This is a genomic window from Phocicoccus pinnipedialis, from assembly GCF_903994035.1.
Classification (GTDB): domain Bacteria; phylum Bacillota; class Bacilli; order Staphylococcales; family Salinicoccaceae; genus Phocicoccus; species Phocicoccus pinnipedialis.
On sequence record NZ_CAJEWB010000005.1, the window covers coordinates 18,405 to 36,816 of the forward strand.

The following is an 18,412-nucleotide window of genomic DNA, read 5'->3' on the forward strand; positions in this document are numbered from 1 at the left end:
TTAAAGCGCAGTAACGTTTGTAGCTTGCTCGCCACGTTGACCTTCAGTGATTTCGAATTCTACTTCTTGGCCTTCTTCTAATGATTTGTATCCATCGCCATTGATTCCTGAGAAATGTACGAATACATCATCTCCGTCTTCTCTTTCGATAAAACCGAAACCTTTTTCAGCGTTGAACCATTTAACTGTACCTTTATTCATAAAGAATACCTCCGCGTGCTTTTGCACAAATATTTGTAACTTATTTCATAAATCATCGGAGAGAATTCTATAACGAAATTACTAACCTATCACGAAATATTACTTAACCTAAGTATACTCGTCCTTAGAGGAAATGTAAAGCAGAATCGACTAAATAGTTTTGAAATGTTTACAAAACCCACTTATATCAAGGTTTTTAAAACTAAAAAGTTTCGAAATTCGGCAGTTTTATCTAAATTTGCTATGATATTTATACCAAATATTTTTGGAGGCCACTATGCTCTTAAAAAGATATGCCCAATCGCTTATCCTTTTCCTGATGATCGAATGCTCACTGCTTTCATTTTATTTCATAGATAAACACATCGAAACCACGAGACTTACCATTACAATAATCACCGTCGCCATTGTTTATGTCGTGTGGTTGGTGGTGGATATGTGTAAGAATCGTCGTTGAATGCACCACGCCTTACTTCACACACCATGAAACAAGCCAAATACAATATCTACACTATCTCCGTGTGGAAGCATCGTGTCATGTGCTCGAGCATCGTGTCGCCAAGATCTGTAAATGTTGCCACACCGCACTTATGTACCACAGTCTTAAAGCCTTCCGCGTCTGCGCCGGCCACCGTCATGAAATCGCAAATGTCTGTTGTCACCCCAACAACGTGGACCTTTTCAACTTTACGTGCTCGCAAGAGTTCAGCTAACCCAGTCTTAAAAAACGCATTATAATTTTCTTTTTCAGAGTAGATCAAATTCTCGTGTTCTTTATTTTTATCGAACCAAATGCCTAGTTCACCAAATGGTTTCTGCCCTTCAGTGCCAACAACATTATGCACTGGCCAAAGGTCAAAATGTGGATCATTCTCCTGGTGAGCATCCATCGAAATGACCACTGTTTTTCCTTCAGATAAAAATCCTTCTGCGAGCTCTGTCACGTAAGGAACGATGTCTATCGCCGGCTGTCCAACAGTAAGTCCGCCATCCAATGCCACAAAATCATTACTCATATCAACAATTAATAAAGCTTCCTTCATTTAAACCTCTCCTTTAAGTTGTTTTACTTACTATTCATGATACGCTTTTTAATCATCTAAAACTATAGAACTTGCTATAATATAAATGTTATAATAGTGTTTGCTTTTTATAACATACATTTATATAAGCGTTTTCAAAATTTTAGATTGATTAGATATAGGAGGGTTTTTATGACAGTCGCTGATTTACTCATTGACTTCGGTATTGCTTCAGTCTTAATTTTAATTGGACAACTCATGCGTTCCAAACTGAAAATTTTCCAAAAGTTTTTCATACCGGCAAGTGTGCTTGCTGGATTCCTAGGCTTAATTTTCGGGCCAAATGTACTCGGATGGTTACCATTTACTGAGAACATCGGTACATACGCTGGATTCTTAATTATTCTCGTATTCACAGTGGTCGGTGTAAATGGTTTCGAGATATCAAAAGGTAGTGGTAAAGAACAAACAAAACGAATTCTCGGTTATCAAATCTTTAAGGTACTCACTTGGGGACTTCAGATTATGATACCGATATTCTTTACAATGTGGATTTTAAAGCCATTATTCCCAACATTAAATGATGGATTCGCGATGCTCTTACATTCCGGATTTTATGGTGGACATGGAACAGCTGCAGCAGTAGGTCAAACATTCTTTGATCTCGGCTGGACAGAGGCTCGTGACATTGCGATGACATTCGCAACTATCGGTATCTTAACGGGCGTATTTGGTGGAATCTTATTCATCAATATTGCTGCTAAAAAGGGACAAACAGCCTATCTTAAAGATTTTAAAAATATCGATCCAGAGATGAAAACAGGACTGATTCCTCAAAAATTACGTAAGTCATTTGGTCAAGAAACAATTTCACCAATCTCACTCGATACATTAACATTCCACTTAGGGTTAATCCTTGCGGTTGCAGGCGGTGCGTACATGCTGAACTCATGGATTGGCGAGAACCTATTAAAAGGAATCCCAGATTTTACAGTGGCATTCCTAGTAGCGTTAATCGTGTTCTTATTAATTAGAAAGACACCTATGTATACGTATGTCGACAAAAACATCAACAACAGAATCGCCGGAACGTCAACAGACTACCTCGTATTCTTTGGTATTGCGGCAATCAAGTTAGACGTTGTACTTGCATACGCTGGTCCAATTATACTTTCAGTATTGCTCGGAATATTCCTTGTTGCAATTATAATCTGGCCATTCGGTCGTGCGTATAACACAGACAACTGGTTCGAACGTTCGATCTTCGTATTTGGTAACTACACTGGAGTATTCGCAATCGGATTTGTATTATTCCGTATCGTAGACCCTGAAAACAAATCAGGTACAATCGAAGATACTGCGATGACACCAGCGACGAATATTGCTGAAATTGCGATTTGGTCGACATTCCCAGCATTACTCATCAGTGGACAATGGATGATTGCAGGAATTGCATCCGTACTCATTGTTTTAGCAATGGTCATCCTCACTAAATTTACAGGTACTTGGGTATTCAATGTACCAGACAGTGAACGTAATATCTTGAAAAACAAAATAAATTAAATGAAGCAATACACACTCAGTCGATTTAACAATAATCGATTGAGTTTTTTTTATCTTTTAAAAGTATTGTCTGAATATTTAAAAATCTGTATAATATAAATTACCAATGAAAGGGGTTTTATGATGAATAATAAGAAGAATAAAAAAGAGTTTAAAATGCCTCATATTTATGTGATACTCTTTGTCATTATCGCTTTTGCATCACTGCTCTCATACATAATTCCTGCGGGAACATTTGACCGTGAAGAAGTAGATGGTGTCACACAAATTATTCCGAATACGTTTCATGTCGTAGAATCAAACCCTGTTTCATTTTTTGAGTTTATGACATCTATTCCAAGAGGTATACAAGAAACAGTTATAATCATATTTGGTATTCTCGCTATTGGAGCGATGTTTAAGGTATTAGAAAAATCAGGTATTATTAACCTAGCTATAGACGGCTTAATGAAAGCATTTGGAAATAAGAAAGTACTCATTATTCCAGTTATCGCATTTGCACTTGCACTTATTGTGTCACTGACAGGGATGATTGAATCGTCACTTATTTTCTTACCCGCTTTAATTCCATTATTTTTAAAACTTGGATATGACCGATTAACAGCCACAGGAACCATTTTAATTTCCACTGTTGTTGGGTTCACAGTAGGGCTTACCCCTGCAGCAAACCTTGGTACAGCACAAACAATAGCAGAACTTCCACTATTCTCAGGTATGGGATACCGTGCACTTATTCTTGTCGTAATGCTGACGATTGGTATATTTTTTGTCATACTCTACACAAGACGTATGCAAAAGCACCCAAAAGGATCGTTGCTATCAAACGCCGATGAGAATGATTCATTCTTAAAAAATGAAGCGATTATGTCATCAGAGAACAATAAGCGCGTCATTTTTGCTGCAGTGTTCTTCTTGCTCAGTCTTGGTTTTATGTTTTATGGAATATTCGTTCATAAATGGTACTTTATAGAACTTTCAGGATTCTATATCCTATCTGGTTTAATTTCAGGACTCATTGCAGGTCTGAAACCATCTGAAATTGCAGAAGCGATGAATGATGGTATGAAGCAAATTTTACTTGGTGCGCTAATCGTAGGTGTCGCACGCGCAATCTCTATCGTACTTGCCGATGGACAAATTTTAGATACAATGATTAACTCATTAAGTTCCGTTGTGACAATATTACCAGATACAGTTGTACCTGTTGCAATGATGATTGTACAAGGTTTAATTAACTTCCTGATACCATCCGGAAGTGGACAAGCAGCTGCAACAATGCCGATTATGATTGGTCTCGTAGACTTAACAAATATGACAAGACAAACAGCTGTACTTGCTTTCCTAATGGGAGACGGATTCTCAAACATCTTCTATCCAACATCAGGGTACTTCATGGCAGCACTCGCAATTGCAAAAATTAAATACAACGAGTGGCTTAAGTTTATTTGGCCATTACTGATCGTTTGGTACGTGGTAGGTGCAATCTTCTTAGTCATTGCACAACTCATTCAATACGGACCATTTTAATAACAGGGTGAACCCCTGTTATTTTTTTGTGTACAAAAAAGAGTGTCACGGTTATGTGACACTCTCCTAAAATTTTATGAAAAGTATGTTTCAAATCTAACCAAGAGAACTTTATTATTCGTTAGTCTCCTCCGCCGGTAATATTGTCTGGTTTATTTTTGAGTCCATTGCTTCGAATGCATCGAGTTGAATTATGTCGTACAAATCTTTTCGAGTTTGAAGTTCACTTAAAAATTCTTCTTGTGATCCGTTATTCCGTATAGACAGGGCTATCAAAGAAATAAGCACTCGTAACGAGTGCTTATTTCTTATTTATAAAATGATTGAACATACTGATCAATTTTAATTTTTTCTAGAATACTCTTTGGCACTAAGAATGTGACTGTAATTACACCTGGATTACGCCCAACATCAATGGATCCAGTAATTGTTGCTCTATTTTTTACCTCTTCAACTGAGAGACCGAGTAAATTTGCCGCACGACTCAGTCCATTATCAGTTGCCTCATTTAGATTAGCTCCAGTACCTACAAAACTGACAGGGTAACTTTCTTCCACATTACCCTCCATGCCCCATTCTTCAGATAGCAAACGCGCCGCTTCTAACTCTTTTTCACTAAAGGGCTTTGCAACGAGCGGGAGGTCTTCAACTAAAGGTAAGATGACCGGCCCCTCGAGTTTCAACCCTTTAATGACAGAAACTTCAAGCTTTACGTTACCAGATACATCCGTTGTATGCCCTGCAATTTCACCGTTCCCTTGCATTGCGTGCATGTCTCCCATGTAGACACCGCCACCTTCAACTTTAACCGGTGCAAAGACAACAGTACCTTCTCTCACACGATTAATATCCATATGCCCGTCCGTACGATGTTCAATATCGTCTACACTCATGGAGAAACTATGCGGTGCGTCAATTAAGAACTGAGCAAAATCCCCAGCGTTATGAGAATCAGGGAATGCTTTAGAAGGCGTCGTGCCAAGCTGACCGAGAAATGGGATAACACGTGCGGGTACATAAGGAATATCATGTTTTGCGAATGAAACAATCGGATTTTGTATCGAACACTTTGGTGTATTCATATACTTTTTAGGATCCTCTGTGATGATATCCACTGCTTGTTTATCTACAGTAATTCCAACTGTCTTATTGTCGTTAAATACCATCGTATATCCATGAGTAAGATGGAACGGTGTAACTGGATTACCACACGTTGCACAACGTACAGAATCCTCTCCTGTACCCTCAACTACTGTTTTAGGATTTTCGACTTTACACGTTTCACAGTAGCCAGCAACGAAAGGATCACCGTGGAACCTCCCCTCGACAGGCGCATCGGTACCCGAACTTGTTGCGATAGAAGTGACTTCGATAGACTTTATTTTGATAGCTATGGTATCTCCGACTTCAGCCCCTTCAACGTAGACAGGCTGAGTCACCTCATGTCCACCTTTTAATTCAGGAGTAATCATAGGCCCCCAACACCCAGGAGCCGTGTTAGCAACGATAGTACCACCATCTTTAACGTGAAAGCGCATCGGTTCATTAGGGTCAAGAACGCCATTAGTGAGCTGATCGACAAAAACTTCAGAACTAAACTTCATTTCAGTCATAATAAAACACCCCTATACTATAGTACTTTAAGTATAAGGGGGTTTAGATTGGTTTGAAAGGAAAGTGATGCTTAAATAGCTCTTTCATCTTTCTGGAGTTAATACATAGTAATTTTAGATACGTTTTGTTTCATCGTATATTTCATTCCATTGTTTGTTTAAGAACGCACCGATGCGTTCACGATAATCATTTCTTACAAGATTGAATTCGTTATTATATTTCTCTCTAAAATTATTTTTACCCTCTTTTATAATTTCAGAGGTTAAATTAACTGGAGTTTTAAAAGCACCATTGGTTAGATTTCTTATCACTCCATCATTATCTTCATCATCTAGCTCTGAGAAATAGAGGAGTAACTCATCTCTCTTATATTGCAAGTTATTTAGAAGCTTATAGAGCATGTCATAATCACCATTCTCAAACTCCCCTTTATTAATCATAGTATTAATAAAAGCTTTCATATCATAGGCCTCTCTTAAGTAATCAACAGAAAGTTTACGAATGTCTTCAATTCTCTTCATTTTTGAGTCAATATTTACTGTTGCATTTAATTGATTGATATGAAGTTTTCTATTTTCATGAATTCCCATGAAATAAACCGCAGCTGCAATTAGTAGAATAATAGCTGTTTGCCAAATAGGCATAGCACTTATATCTGTTTGAATCATAATATAAAATCCTTCCTAATTATCAATTTTAGTTTCTAAATAACTATATAGTTTCTAAATAACTATATAGTTCATGCTCAACAGGATTTATTAGGTGCATATTCATTGTTACCACTTCTTTTCCTGCTTGTGGCATTGTTGTTTCTTTTACCGTTGAATAATCGATCATAGTCTGTCCTAAATAATAGAAATCTGTACCCTCATCGTCGTCCTTTTTAATAAATAAGTATATTGGTAAATCATGAATTTGATGATTTCTAAGTAAACTACTTATTTGTTTGTCTTTTATATTCCCAGGTCGCGTGTACCAATGAAGAGTATGAGGATCTAAAAGTTCATCTTCATAGAGTTGTGTATCTACTTTTGTTTTGTCTTTATGATATGTAATAAAGATTGGCAAAGTATTATATTTTTCTCGATAACCATATATTGTTGATGATTCATCTGTTTCCCAATTTAACAATCGGCAAAAATCTTTTCTTGTGTACTTTTTATATAAAGTTAAAGGTTCCGTCTGTTCATATTTTTTCGCGTTTTCTTTACCTATTTGCACCAAATGCTCTAAATGTTCCTTTAGCTTTTTATTGTTCAGGGCATCTTTTAGTTCATTTCCAGGTAATAGTAAGTTTCCATTCTTTACCAGAATTGGATATTCATATTTCTTTTTGCTCTGCATAGTAAAAAATGATAAATCTAAATATCTAATCAGTGCAGATATATCTGCTTCAGTGGAAGGCAATCCTAGTGCATTTAATTTTATCCGCAATTGATTAATAGATATTCCACCATGCATCAAGTGCTCTAAAAGAATCACCTCACCTAATCTCTTTCCATCAATAATTTCGTGACTAATGAAGTGAAGCATCTTAGAAAACCGTTGTGGCAAATTTGTTTTATTTTCTCCAACTTTATTTAAAAACTCTATGTAGTGTTTAACTTTAGAAAAAACGAGAGCTAAGTCGGGTGTATCTAAATCATTATAAAACTCTAATACATTAGGCTCATGACCCAGTTTGTGTTTTAAATTAAGAAAAGCTGATTTTAATTGGCGTATAGAATTTACAGTAGCACTTGTTATAGATTTAAAAATCCGTTCTTTTGCTACTTCCTCAAAGTTTACTGTAGAGGCTCCTGTTACAATTGTTTTTCCTAGTACTTCTTTTCGCAAATGATCTTTGTTATAGGAATTATCACCCGACAGTGCAACAGGAATTAAATAGTTATTTTTATAATTTCCAATAAAATCAATTACTGTTAAAAACTCTTTTTCATCATGCTTTCTAAGCCCTCTTCCAAGCTGTTGAATAAATATAATTGCCGATTGAGTTTGCCTCAGCATAACTACTTGGTTCACTGACGGTATATCCACTCCTTCGTTAAATATATCGACCGTTATCAAGTAATCTAAAAAGCCATTTTCTAGGTCTTTGACTGCTGATTCTCTTTCTTCGTTGCTCTTATCACCGGATAAAGCTTTCGCTCTAAAGCCGTATCCTGCTAATTTTTCTTCCAACATGTAAGACTCGGCAACATTTCTCGCGAAAATTAACCCACGTAGCGTTTCGCCGGAGTGTCCATAATAATTTATTTTATCTACTATATTTTTAATACGGCTTTCTTCAGAAAGTTCATCAATTTTACTTTCTTCATCTACCTCAAAGTCTGTAACCCCGAAATAATGAAATGAAGTAAGAATACCAGATTCCAGTGCTTGTTGTAATCTAATTTCATACGCAATATTGTAGTCAAATAATCTAAAAATATCTGCATCATCTGTACGTTCGGGTGTTGCTGTCATTCCAAGTAAAAATTTAGGTTTAAAATAGTTTAATAATTTTTTATATGTATTTGCAGCAGATCTGTGTGCTTCATCAATTACAATATAATCAAACTCATCTCTGTTAAATTGTTTAAGATGATGCTCTTGAGACAGAGTTTGTACTGTAGCGAAAATATATTGTGCGTCCTTTTTTTTATCATTTCCACTATAGATACCAAAATTGTTTAAATCACCTTTAATAAGTCCTGCATAATCATCCCTGGTTTTTCTTAAAATTTGTTCTCTATGTGCTAAAAACAACATTTTTTTAGGCTTAAATTCTATAACGTCAAATGCTGATAAATAAGTTTTACCCGTTCCAGTTGCAGATACAATTAACCCTTTATTTTCACCTGTTGCTCTCAATTCTTTTAAAGATTGTAGTGCATTTGTTTGCATTATGTTTGGTGATATTATCTGTTCTTCTACGTGATGATATTGATATCTTGATGGATCCTCAACAATAGAAATTAATTTGTCCTTGCCTTTATTCTCTTTATAAATTTCTTTATATTTACGAATCCAGTCATCGTCCAGAGTTTTTGATGTTTCCCAAAGCTCTTCAAATTTCTGGTAAAAATGTTGAATCACTTCACCATTTTCAAGGCTTGTAAGTTTCACATTATATTCATAGTTCTTTTTAAGAGCAGTGTCAGTTAAATTTGAGCTACCAATAAACATCGAAATGTATTTACTATTTTTAAACACATAACCTTTGGCATGAAATCCCTCAATGTCCGTTATTCTTACATCTAAATTTTCTATTTTTAATAACTCTTTAAACACTTTTGGTGCATTAAAATTCAAATAGGTAGACGTAATAAGTCGACCTCTCACACCATTCTCTTTTAACTTCAAAAGCATTGCTTTTAAGGTAGCAAGGCCTCCTTCCGTTACAAAGGCAACAGAAATCATAAAATCATGGCACTTATCCATTTCATCTAATATTGGTGAAAGTAAATTTTCATCAATATTATTTACAATTAACTCAGGAGGATAAGCCGTTAATTTATTGGAACTTCTATCAATAAATCCACGTTCATAAGAATTCAATAGGGACTTACTCACATTATAACTTCCTTTCTGTATCTATCTTATTTAACTATAGTTTAACCAGTAAATAGTTCAAGAGCTTAGTATATAATTAAAAAATCAGGTTCACCTAAAAATTTAGGTTACCCTGATTTAGTTGTTATTATTTAGTTAGAGTGGTATTTCTGTTTGGATAATTTCTATATTTAAACCTTCTAGGTATAGTACAAATTCCGATATATTATCCACCATTCTTTGCTGATATTCGCTGTCTTTTTCTTTATTTGCTGTAGTGGAATCTCCCATTACACCAATATCTTTTGTTCTCTCTCTATATTGATGCACGTCACTTGCAGTCAGAATTTTATCACAAAAAACGTTTGGATCATGTTGTAGATATTCATTCCTTTCCTCAGGGATATTATTCACTGCATTTTTTGGTGAGCATAGATCGGGGTATCTATCATACATAATAGATGTCTCAAGCTCTTCAGCATGACCGATACCTCCAGGTTCAACATCACTCAATTCTTTACCTGCTAAAGCATTAATATAAAATGGGTCCGCAATTCCTATAAACGCCCCTGTTTTATTTCGAACTCTACCCATTGCTATTTTTAATGGTGGTAGGTTAGCTTCTCTATGCCCATTTACAATGATGATCTTTTTGAAACCATGATAAATTAAAGAATTCAATATATCCTCAACCATATTTGTTAGTGTTTCTGGTCGCAATGTAACTGTACCTGAGTATGCCATATGATGAGGAGTCCATCCATACCAGACTGGTGAAGCTATCAATGTGTTCGTTTGTTTAGCAACATCCTCTGCAATTTCCTGAGATAATAACGAATCTGTTCCAAGCGGTAAATGTTACCATGTTGTTCTACACTTCCGACTGGTAAAATAATTACATCGTTATTTTTTAAGTAGTCCTCAATGTCTTCCCATTTATTTTCATGCAAATAATATTTCATAATTATCTAAAACTCCTTACTGTAAATTTTCTATATCTTCAGGTGTTAAGAAATTCCAATTCTTTCTTGCATATACGAAATACCAAATCGTAATAAGTATCATCCAAATTAAACCAATACCTATCGCAATTGGATTCACGAATGTAATGACAATAATGCACCCGACAATGGCAATAACAGCCATTATTGGAATATTTTTTATATTTAATGGGTATCTAAAATTTGGCTTTAAGTCTGGTCTTGTTTTTCTTACGATTATTAATGCGATATTCATCAATATCATCATTAGCCAGTTCGAGAAAACCGCTGCACTAATCAATATATTTAATACACTCGCATACCCAAAAACACTCATGAGTGTTGCAACTAAAGCCAATACTCCAGAGGCTAAAACTGCTGTATAGGGAACACCATTTTTAGTTAATTTTCCAAAAAATAGTGGAAATGCATGCTCCCTTGCACCTGCATATAGCATTCTAGATGATCCCAGTAAGCAGCCGATTGTTGAAGTTACAGTTGCTGTAAGTGCTGCAATTACAATAAGTATCTTACCAAATGATGGGAAGATGTTTTCTACAGCAAGTGCTAAGGGCGCCACTGATTCTGCAAGATCATTTACTGGTGTACTTGATACTACTCCATATCCAACTAGGACATATAAAATAACTACCGTTACTAATGCAGAAATTTGAGCACGTGGTAAATTAATTCTTGGTCTCTTAGCTTCCTCACCTAACGTTAGTACCGCTTCAACCTGCATCTGTCCAAATGCAATCAGTGCGACAGCTGCTAGAAGTCCACTAAAACCATGTGCTAAAAATTCAGTTGTCATAAATGGGCCAAAGGGACTCACTGAAATTGTTAAAACAGCTATGAGGAATAGCGATAAAATTTGAATAATTGATAATAACGTATTTACTTTCCCTGTAAAGTTAACTCCAAATAACAACATTACTGTAATTACTATTGAAACACTTGGGCCAGTAATATATGTAGGAACACTTGGGATTAATACACTTAAATAACCTGCAAATCCTAAGTTAACTTCACCTGCCGCAAATGAAAAGGATAGAAAGTAAAGTCCAGAACACTGCAAAGCAATTAATTTTGCTAAATCTCTAGAAACTGGGTAGAATGCATACTTCGCGTACACATAAGAAGCACCTTGATATGGCCAGTATGATGCAAGTTCCGCATAACTCATAGAAGAAAATAGTGCGATTAATCCTGCAATTAAAATGCAGCAAATAACGAAGGCCCTGTCTCACTTACAGCTGGACCAATAACTGTGAAGATACCTCCTCCTACTAATGCACCGACTCCTATACTTCATAAATCTACAAATCCTAAGCTCCTGATAATCATTCCTTGTTGTCTTGCTTCCATTTATATCTCCCTTCTATTACTAATTATTAGAATAGCGATTTAACATAATTTGCAACGAATTCTCTTGCAAGTACAACTGCTATACCATAATGCTCTCTCAGTTGCTTTTTTATGACCCTCACTGTATCCCATACAATTTAAGACAATAAGTGATGTTTCTGATTTTTAAAAATGAATATTCTCTAAATCCAATTGTTCTGAATCATCATAAGGTGAACATTCTTATTGGTATTTATTCGATTCCATTTCTCTGTAATCTTTTCTCTTTGTTCCTCTAAAGGAATGAGTAACCCCATCTTCTGATTAAAATTTAGTGCATCTACCATATTTGTTAATACTTTATCTGGATATATTATTGGTTTATTGTAATTGAGCATAGGAAAGTCACCTGTACATAACATCACTACCATATCCACCTGCTTTTCCAAATCTTTTAATTCCTTTTTTAATAATGGAACAAGTTTATCTTCACTTATTTTAATGCTTTGACCATTTCTTAATTTTGAAACATAAGTAACTTCTTCATCTGTTGCTCTTACCTCATCCAGTTCTTCTTCTGATAACGAATCGAGAGCCCCTTTTTGTATCAGTTCGATATCATCACTTAAAACACTTTCAAACGTGGACACAATATCATTTCTCGGAGGCTGTCCAATAGTTAAAAGTCCTAACTTCAAGTTTCATCAACTCCTAGGGTTTGTAACTGCTTCATCGATCCGTACAATTTAACCATTCTCTCAAATTCAGCTTGATCATGGAATGATAGTTTTTCTTGACCAAACTCTTTTGCAACTTCAATACAATATCTAGCAGCTTCTGCAATGTCCACTTCATGACTTGCGCCTGTTCCGCTTCCTGGTACCGTACTTTGAGTTGTGATTGCAAGTCCAACAACTGGTGCATCTGTTGCTGTACATGGCTGTAATATACTGTTGATATGGTATATATCATTGCCGTATGGTGTGACATCTTGCATAGATAGTGCAAATGTTTGGGCCAATTTTCCTGTTACCATTTCAAGGATTCTTACTAAATCATTAGAAATTCTTAAAATGTAACCTTCTTTAACTGTTGGAGAAATAGATATTCCTCTATGATTAAATACATTATTTCCTTTCGTTGTATCTATAGAAATAATTGCTTCCATCTCAGGAAGAACCTCATAGATATTCATCGTTATCATATCTACAGGTGCCCCCATGAATTCTACCGGTTCATGCGGAATTGTTGGTGCTGTTGGACATACATGTGTTGAAATCCATACGTCACCAACTACACGGTCTCCTCTTTCACTCATTTCTGCTAACTTTAGAGCTGATGTTAGTGCTGCTGCTGCACCATCTCCATCCGAAACAAAACCAATTCTTTCTGGTCTCGCTCCAATACCGCCTAATCTTCCGATGATTCCCATCGTCGGAGCACTACCTCCACCACTTTTACCTGAAGTTCCTTTAATTAAAATATTTACAAAATCTGTAGAGCCTTTTTCTCCTTCAATTGTTTGTGTTGTTGCTTCTGCATATTTGTATCGCTCAAATAGCTTTATAATATCTGTCCCATTTACTTTAGGGTGATCTAATTGATCTAAAATTTCTAAAGTTTGTTTTAAAGTCATTTTAAGCACCTCTTTATAATATTTGTTTATGAATAATTGATTCAATCTGTTTTAATAGGTTGTGATTATACATTGTACTTCCTAGAATTAAGTTCTCTTTCGGAACACTTATAACTGTAATATGCATTCCTTCTTTTAAGTTTGCAGATACAACTGGCAATCCTGTTTTTGTATCAAATGTCATGATTAAATCAGGGAATGTACTTACTCTCTCTTCTCCTTTTTCAAGTGTCATATATTCATTGAAAAATGTGAGTTCATGGTCAATAATATTACAGATCCCTATATCATAACCACCTTCCATTTTTAATTCATAGTCACTAACCGTACCACTTGTAACAACACTTCCTTGTAAATGTTCTACTACATTTTTAATCTTTTCTTCTGGTGATTTAGAATTTAAATATACTTTTCCAAGTTCTATAGCAAAAGAAACTCCTCCGATTGCTGCATTTTCTTTTAAATAATTTACTGTCACTGGATTTCTACAAACAGCCACCATTCCACCTGCAAGAACGGATGTATCTCTCACACCTTTTGACGTAGTATGAAGTCCTCCTTTAAAATATCCTTCTATATGATATTCATCTTTACCACCAGAATATGTTTGAGTTGAGACATATGTTTTATCTTCTGATAAATTTAAAGAGCCCATTTCACCTGTTGGATGTGCTCTACCGTTGCTCGGAGCATCAATCACGGGTAGTCCTGTTAATACAGATTGTAACCATCCATTAATTGTCGTAGCTGCTCCATTCTCATTTGTCGTTAGCCCTTTTAATTCTTTTGATAATAGTGATGACATAAGATCTACAGTAAATTTATAGTCTTTCTCTCGAATATGTTGGTAAGCTGCTGATGGAGCACCTACTAGAGATACGTTAACGACTATATCATCATCGTTTAAATCTTCAACGTCTATAATCTCTAAATCACCATGTTTAAAAATGATGTCTACAGTCTTTAAACCCTCCTCAATGTGACCACCACCTCCTCCACCTAATATTGCTCCCCCGTATACTGCTGAAATCCCATTGTCTTTTGTAAGTTTTCTTCGCATTTTTACCCTCCGATTTCATTCTTTATATTTATTAATATACTAAAATGAGTAAATACTTCACATCATTTATCTTAATTTTCTATAAATTCTCTCAATTTAATAAAATATGCTTGCAAAATATTTTTGAAACAATTAATATTGATTCAAACTAAGGACCAACGGTTCCTTAAACGAACCAAAGGAGGTTTTAATGTCATGAGAACAACAACTGATATTGGTGGTACATTTACTGATTTAGTTTATCTAAATGAATCTGGTGATATTGAATTCAATAAATCAGACTCTACTCCACCTAATTTTGAAACCGGTATCATGGAAGTGCTTAAAAAATCTAAAATCACTCTAGATGATATTAGTATGTTTATACATGGTTCTACAGTTGTTATAAACACACTTACTGAACGAACTGGTGCAAAAGTGGGATTAATTACGACTAAAGGCACTAGAGATGTTTTAGAAATCGCTAGAGGAAATAGGCCTGATCTGTACAATTTTAGATATCAAAAACCAAAACCTTTTGTAGAAAGATATCTACGACTTGAGGTAGATGAGCGATTGAATCATCGTGGTGAAGTATTAAGACCAATTATCTTAAAAGAAATTGATGCTATTATAGAAACATTTAAAAAAGAGAATGTAGAATCTATTGCAATTTCTTTTCTTCATTCATACAAGAATCCTGTACATGAGATTGCTGTAAAAAACTATATAAAGAGTATAGATGAAAATATCTCTGTTACAGCATCACATGAACTCATTAAAGAATGGCGCGAATATGAGCGTACAAATACTACAGTTTTAAATGCATATGTTCAACCTGTTACGAAAAAATATATTAACAATTTAGAGTTAGAACTTTCTAAAGTTACGCAAACTAAAAATAAATATGTAATGCAATCTAATGGAGGCCTCACCTCTTTTGCAGACTCAAAAGAATATCCAATTCATATGGTTGAATCTGGACCAGTTGCTGGTGTATATGGCTCTCAATTATTAGGAGAATTAATAAACGAGCCAAATGTAATCGCATTTGATGTTGGTGGCACAACTGCAAAATGCTCATTAATAACAAACAGTGAAGTAAAAATAACAACTGAATACTATATAGAAAAGAGTGAAAAAACTTCTGGTTACCCCATTAAAGTACCTGTTGTAGATATTGTAGAAATTGGGAACGGCGGTGGCTCTATTGCATGGATAGATGAACTTGGTTCTCTAAAAGTTGGACCAAAGTCAGCAGGTTCAACACCTGGACCACTTTCCTATGGTAAAGGGGGTAAAAACATTACCACGACAGATGCAAATTTATATATTGGTCGATTATCTGATAAAAATTTCTCAAATGATGTTGATCATGACGCATTAAAGAAAGCGATTTCTGAACAAGTAGCAAAACCTTTTAATTCTTCAACTGAAGATGCAGCACTAGGTATCATTGAAATTGCAAACTCAAATATGCTAAATGCATTAAAGTTAATTTCTGTAAGGAAAGGCTATAACCCCCAAGATTTCACGATGATTGCTTTTGGTGGCGGTGGTCCGATTCATGCAGCACAACTCGCAAGAGATTTAAGAATGAAAAAGGTTGTCATCCCTATCGCTGCTTCAGTTTTTTCAGCTTGGGGCATGTTAATGTCTGATATCCGAAAAGACTTTATTCAAACAAACTTAATTCCATTAAAAAATGTTACTGAAATGACTATGGATGACAACTGGAAAAGAATAGAACTAGAAGCTACAGAAGAATTTAAGAAAAATCATTTTGATAATATTCCAATTGAGCTCCATCGTTCTGTTGATATGAGATATAAGGGACAAGAACATACAGTACACTTAAAAATCGATAATCAAAATTGGACGAATAATTTTTTGAAAGATCTTAGGGAAAAATTTCATAAAGAACATGAATTTGCATATAACTTTAAACTAGATGAAGCAGAAATCGAACTTGTAAATATACATTTAACTGCTTTTGGTAAGATTGAAAAACCATCAATTAAAAAGATTGATCAATTAGATGATCCCATTGAAGAAAGGGCATTAATTGAAGTTAGAAAAGTGTATTACAGAAATGATAACTGGCAAGATACAAAAGTATTTCGTAGAGAATCTCTCGGATATAAAGACCAGATCTCTGGCCCAGCAATAATCGAAGAAAAAACGACTTCGACCCTTGTTCTTAAAGACCAATTGGCAGAGATTGATGCATACGGAAATATCATTATAGAAGTGGATGTGGATAACAATGAGTAATCAAAATCCTTTCATTAAAGAAGTAATCAAAGATTCTCTATTATCAATTGGGGAAGAGATGTTTATCGCTTTAGCTAGAACTTCTATGAGTCCTATCATCTATGAAGTACTCGACTATGCATGCGGTTTAACTGACCATAAAGGAAATCTCATTAGCCAAGGTAACGGTGTTACTTCATTCATTGGCATGCTAAGTCCGATGGTTAAATCTGTAATTGAAAAATTTAATAATGGTGAATATCTAAAAGAAGGAGACATTATAATAATTAATGATCCTTTTGTAGGTGGTGGTTCACACCTTTCTGATGTTGGCCTTGTATTACCTATTTTCCATGAGGGTAAACTTATCGCCTTCTCTGCTAATAAAGGACACTGGACTGACGTTGGTGGTAAAGACGCAGGATCTATCACAAGTAATTCAACTGAAATTTACCAAGAAGGTCTTCAACTTTCCGGAGTCAAACTGTTTAATGCAGGTAAATTGAATCAGGCAGTTCATGACATCATCAGAGATAATATAAGACTTCCAGAGTATTCAATTGGTGATATGTGGGCTCAAGTTGCGTCACTTAAGACAGGTGAAAAAAGATTTAAAGAACTTTGTCAGATACAAGGTACTGCTTTAGTCCAAGAAGTATTAGACGACCTTATAAAAAGTTCTGAAGACTACTCTAGTAAAATTTTAAAAGAATTACCAAAAGGTACATTTGAAGCAGAAGATATCATTGAAGGCGATCCACGCTTTGGGGGACCGTATAACATAAAAGTTAAAGTTCTGATCACAGATAATGAATTTATTTGTGACTTTAGAGGGTCTCATCCACAAGTACAAGTACCAATGAACTGCTCATACTACGGTTTAATGGCAAGTGTGAGAGTAATGTATTTAGCTATATTGAGACCAAAATTTAATATAACTGAAGGCCTGTTTAAGCCGCTTCAAATCATTACTGACAGAAAATCAATATTATCTGCAGAAAGGCCTGCTCCAGTATCACTTAACTTTGAAGCTAGAATTGGTGGAGCAGAGCTCATTTGGAAAGCGCTCTCTCCTCATATACCAGACCGTTTATCAGCGGGTCATAGTCTATCAGTTTGTACAGTAACACTGGATGGCAAGATGCCTAATAATAATGAATCATTTCTAATCGTTGAACCCTCGGCAGGTGGCTGGGGAGCAATGAATAATGCAGATGGACAAAATGGACAATTCTGTATGGGAAACGGAGAAACATATAATGTGCCAATTGAAGTTGCTGAAAACAAATATGGGGTTGAAATCACAGAGTATAGCTTAAGAAATGATCCTGCTGGCGCTGGTCAGTACAACGGTGGCCGAGGTGTTCAACGCTCTTATAAAGCACTAACTGATAAACAATTTATATCAGCAAGCTTTGGTAGACATTCAACACCTCCTTGGGGAATGAACTCTGGTGATGCTGGTGCGACTAGCTATATTACTATTGATCGAACATCAGGTGAAACTGATGGCCCTTATGGTGTGTTGAACCGATTATCACTACAAAAAGGCGATATCGTAAACCTTGTTACACCTACGGGCGGAGGTTACGGTAATCCTAAGAAAAGAAATAAGGAACTGGTAGAAAAAGATGTAAAGAATGGATTCTTCACGCTAGAAGAAGCTAAGAAAATATTTGACTATAAGGAGTAATTC

General features: G+C 35.3%; 13 protein-coding genes and 1 pseudogene. 4 read left to right on the plus strand and 10 right to left on the minus strand.

Going from position 1 to position 18,412, the window contains the following annotated elements; translation table 11 throughout:
- Together H9D55_RS01830 and H9D55_RS01835 are read right to left on the minus strand one after the other, a co-directional pair.
- Positions 1–201 carry a cold-shock protein gene (locus H9D55_RS01830; protein ID WP_186076349.1) on the minus strand — a complete coding sequence of 67 codons (201 nt, stop codon included), beginning with the start codon at positions 199–201 and terminating at the stop codon, positions 1–3.
- Between the two features lie 506 nt (positions 202–707).
- Entirely contained in the window at positions 708–1,244 is a 537-nt protein-coding gene (locus H9D55_RS01835) for a cysteine hydrolase family protein (protein ID WP_186076350.1), read from the minus strand.
- A 171-nt stretch (positions 1,245–1,415) separates the two neighbouring features.
- Here H9D55_RS01835 and H9D55_RS01840 point away from each other — a divergent pair, with 171 nt between their 5' ends.
- Both H9D55_RS01840 and H9D55_RS01845 read left to right on the plus strand, forming a co-directional pair.
- Positions 1,416–2,786 carry a sodium/glutamate symporter gene (locus H9D55_RS01840; RefSeq protein ID WP_186076351.1) on the plus strand — a complete coding sequence of 457 codons (1,371 nt, stop codon included), beginning with the start codon at positions 1,416–1,418 and terminating at the stop codon, positions 2,784–2,786.
- A gap of 123 nt (positions 2,787–2,909) precedes the next feature.
- Positions 2,910–4,313 carry a YfcC family protein gene (locus H9D55_RS01845; RefSeq protein WP_208454717.1) on the plus strand — a complete coding sequence of 468 codons (1,404 nt, stop codon included), beginning with the start codon at positions 2,910–2,912 and terminating at the stop codon, positions 4,311–4,313.
- 308 nt (positions 4,314–4,621) lie between these two features.
- Here H9D55_RS01845 and H9D55_RS01850 read toward each other — a convergent pair whose 3' ends face one another.
- The 8 genes and pseudogenes from H9D55_RS01850 to H9D55_RS01890 all read right to left on the minus strand — a co-directional run bounded on the left by H9D55_RS01850 (position 4,622) and on the right by H9D55_RS01890 (position 14,484).
- Positions 4,622–5,917: an acetamidase/formamidase family protein gene (locus tag H9D55_RS01850; RefSeq protein WP_186076700.1), complete on the minus strand. Its 1,296-nt coding sequence runs from the start codon at positions 5,915–5,917 to the stop codon at positions 4,622–4,624.
- A gap of 123 nt (positions 5,918–6,040) precedes the next feature.
- On the minus strand, positions 6,041–6,595 hold the full coding sequence (locus H9D55_RS01855; RefSeq protein WP_186076354.1) for a hypothetical protein: 555 nt from the start codon (positions 6,593–6,595) through the stop codon (positions 6,041–6,043).
- A 43-nt stretch (positions 6,596–6,638) separates the two neighbouring features.
- Positions 6,639–9,482 (minus strand): DUF3427 domain-containing protein, encoded by a 2,844-nt coding sequence (locus H9D55_RS01860; RefSeq protein ID WP_186076356.1) that lies wholly within the window; start codon positions 9,480–9,482, stop codon positions 6,639–6,641.
- Between the two features lie 135 nt (positions 9,483–9,617).
- A pseudogene (locus tag H9D55_RS01865) lies at positions 9,618–10,423 on the minus strand (creatininase family protein).
- A 16-nt stretch (positions 10,424–10,439) separates the two neighbouring features.
- A complete protein-coding gene (locus H9D55_RS01875) occupies positions 10,440–11,672 on the minus strand; it encodes an APC family permease (RefSeq protein ID WP_328795560.1) in 1,233 nt (410 codons plus the stop codon).
- A 319-nt stretch (positions 11,673–11,991) separates the two neighbouring features.
- Positions 11,992–12,486: an AroM family protein gene (locus H9D55_RS01880; RefSeq protein ID WP_186076360.1), complete on the minus strand. Its 495-nt coding sequence runs from the start codon at positions 12,484–12,486 to the stop codon at positions 11,992–11,994.
- On the minus strand, positions 12,483–13,424 hold the full coding sequence (locus tag H9D55_RS01885) for a DUF1177 domain-containing protein (protein WP_186076362.1): 942 nt from the start codon (positions 13,422–13,424) through the stop codon (positions 12,483–12,485). The genes H9D55_RS01880 and H9D55_RS01885 overlap by 4 nt, the downstream gene beginning before the upstream one ends.
- 13 nt (positions 13,425–13,437) lie before the next feature.
- Positions 13,438–14,484 carry an S-methyl thiohydantoin desulfurase domain-containing protein gene (locus tag H9D55_RS01890; RefSeq protein WP_186076364.1) on the minus strand — a complete coding sequence of 349 codons (1,047 nt, stop codon included), beginning with the start codon at positions 14,482–14,484 and terminating at the stop codon, positions 13,438–13,440.
- Between the two features lie 195 nt (positions 14,485–14,679).
- Here H9D55_RS01890 and H9D55_RS01895 point away from each other — a divergent pair, with 195 nt between their 5' ends.
- Together H9D55_RS01895 and H9D55_RS01900 are read left to right on the plus strand one after the other, a co-directional pair.
- Positions 14,680–16,737, plus strand: a complete 2,058-nt coding sequence (locus H9D55_RS01895; RefSeq protein WP_186076366.1) for a hydantoinase/oxoprolinase family protein — start codon at positions 14,680–14,682, stop codon at positions 16,735–16,737.
- Positions 16,730–18,409 carry a hydantoinase B/oxoprolinase family protein gene (locus H9D55_RS01900; protein WP_235963083.1) on the plus strand — a complete coding sequence of 560 codons (1,680 nt, stop codon included), beginning with the start codon at positions 16,730–16,732 and terminating at the stop codon, positions 18,407–18,409. Before H9D55_RS01895 ends, H9D55_RS01900 begins: the two co-directional genes overlap by 8 nt.
- Positions 18,410–18,412: the final 3 nt, after the last annotated feature.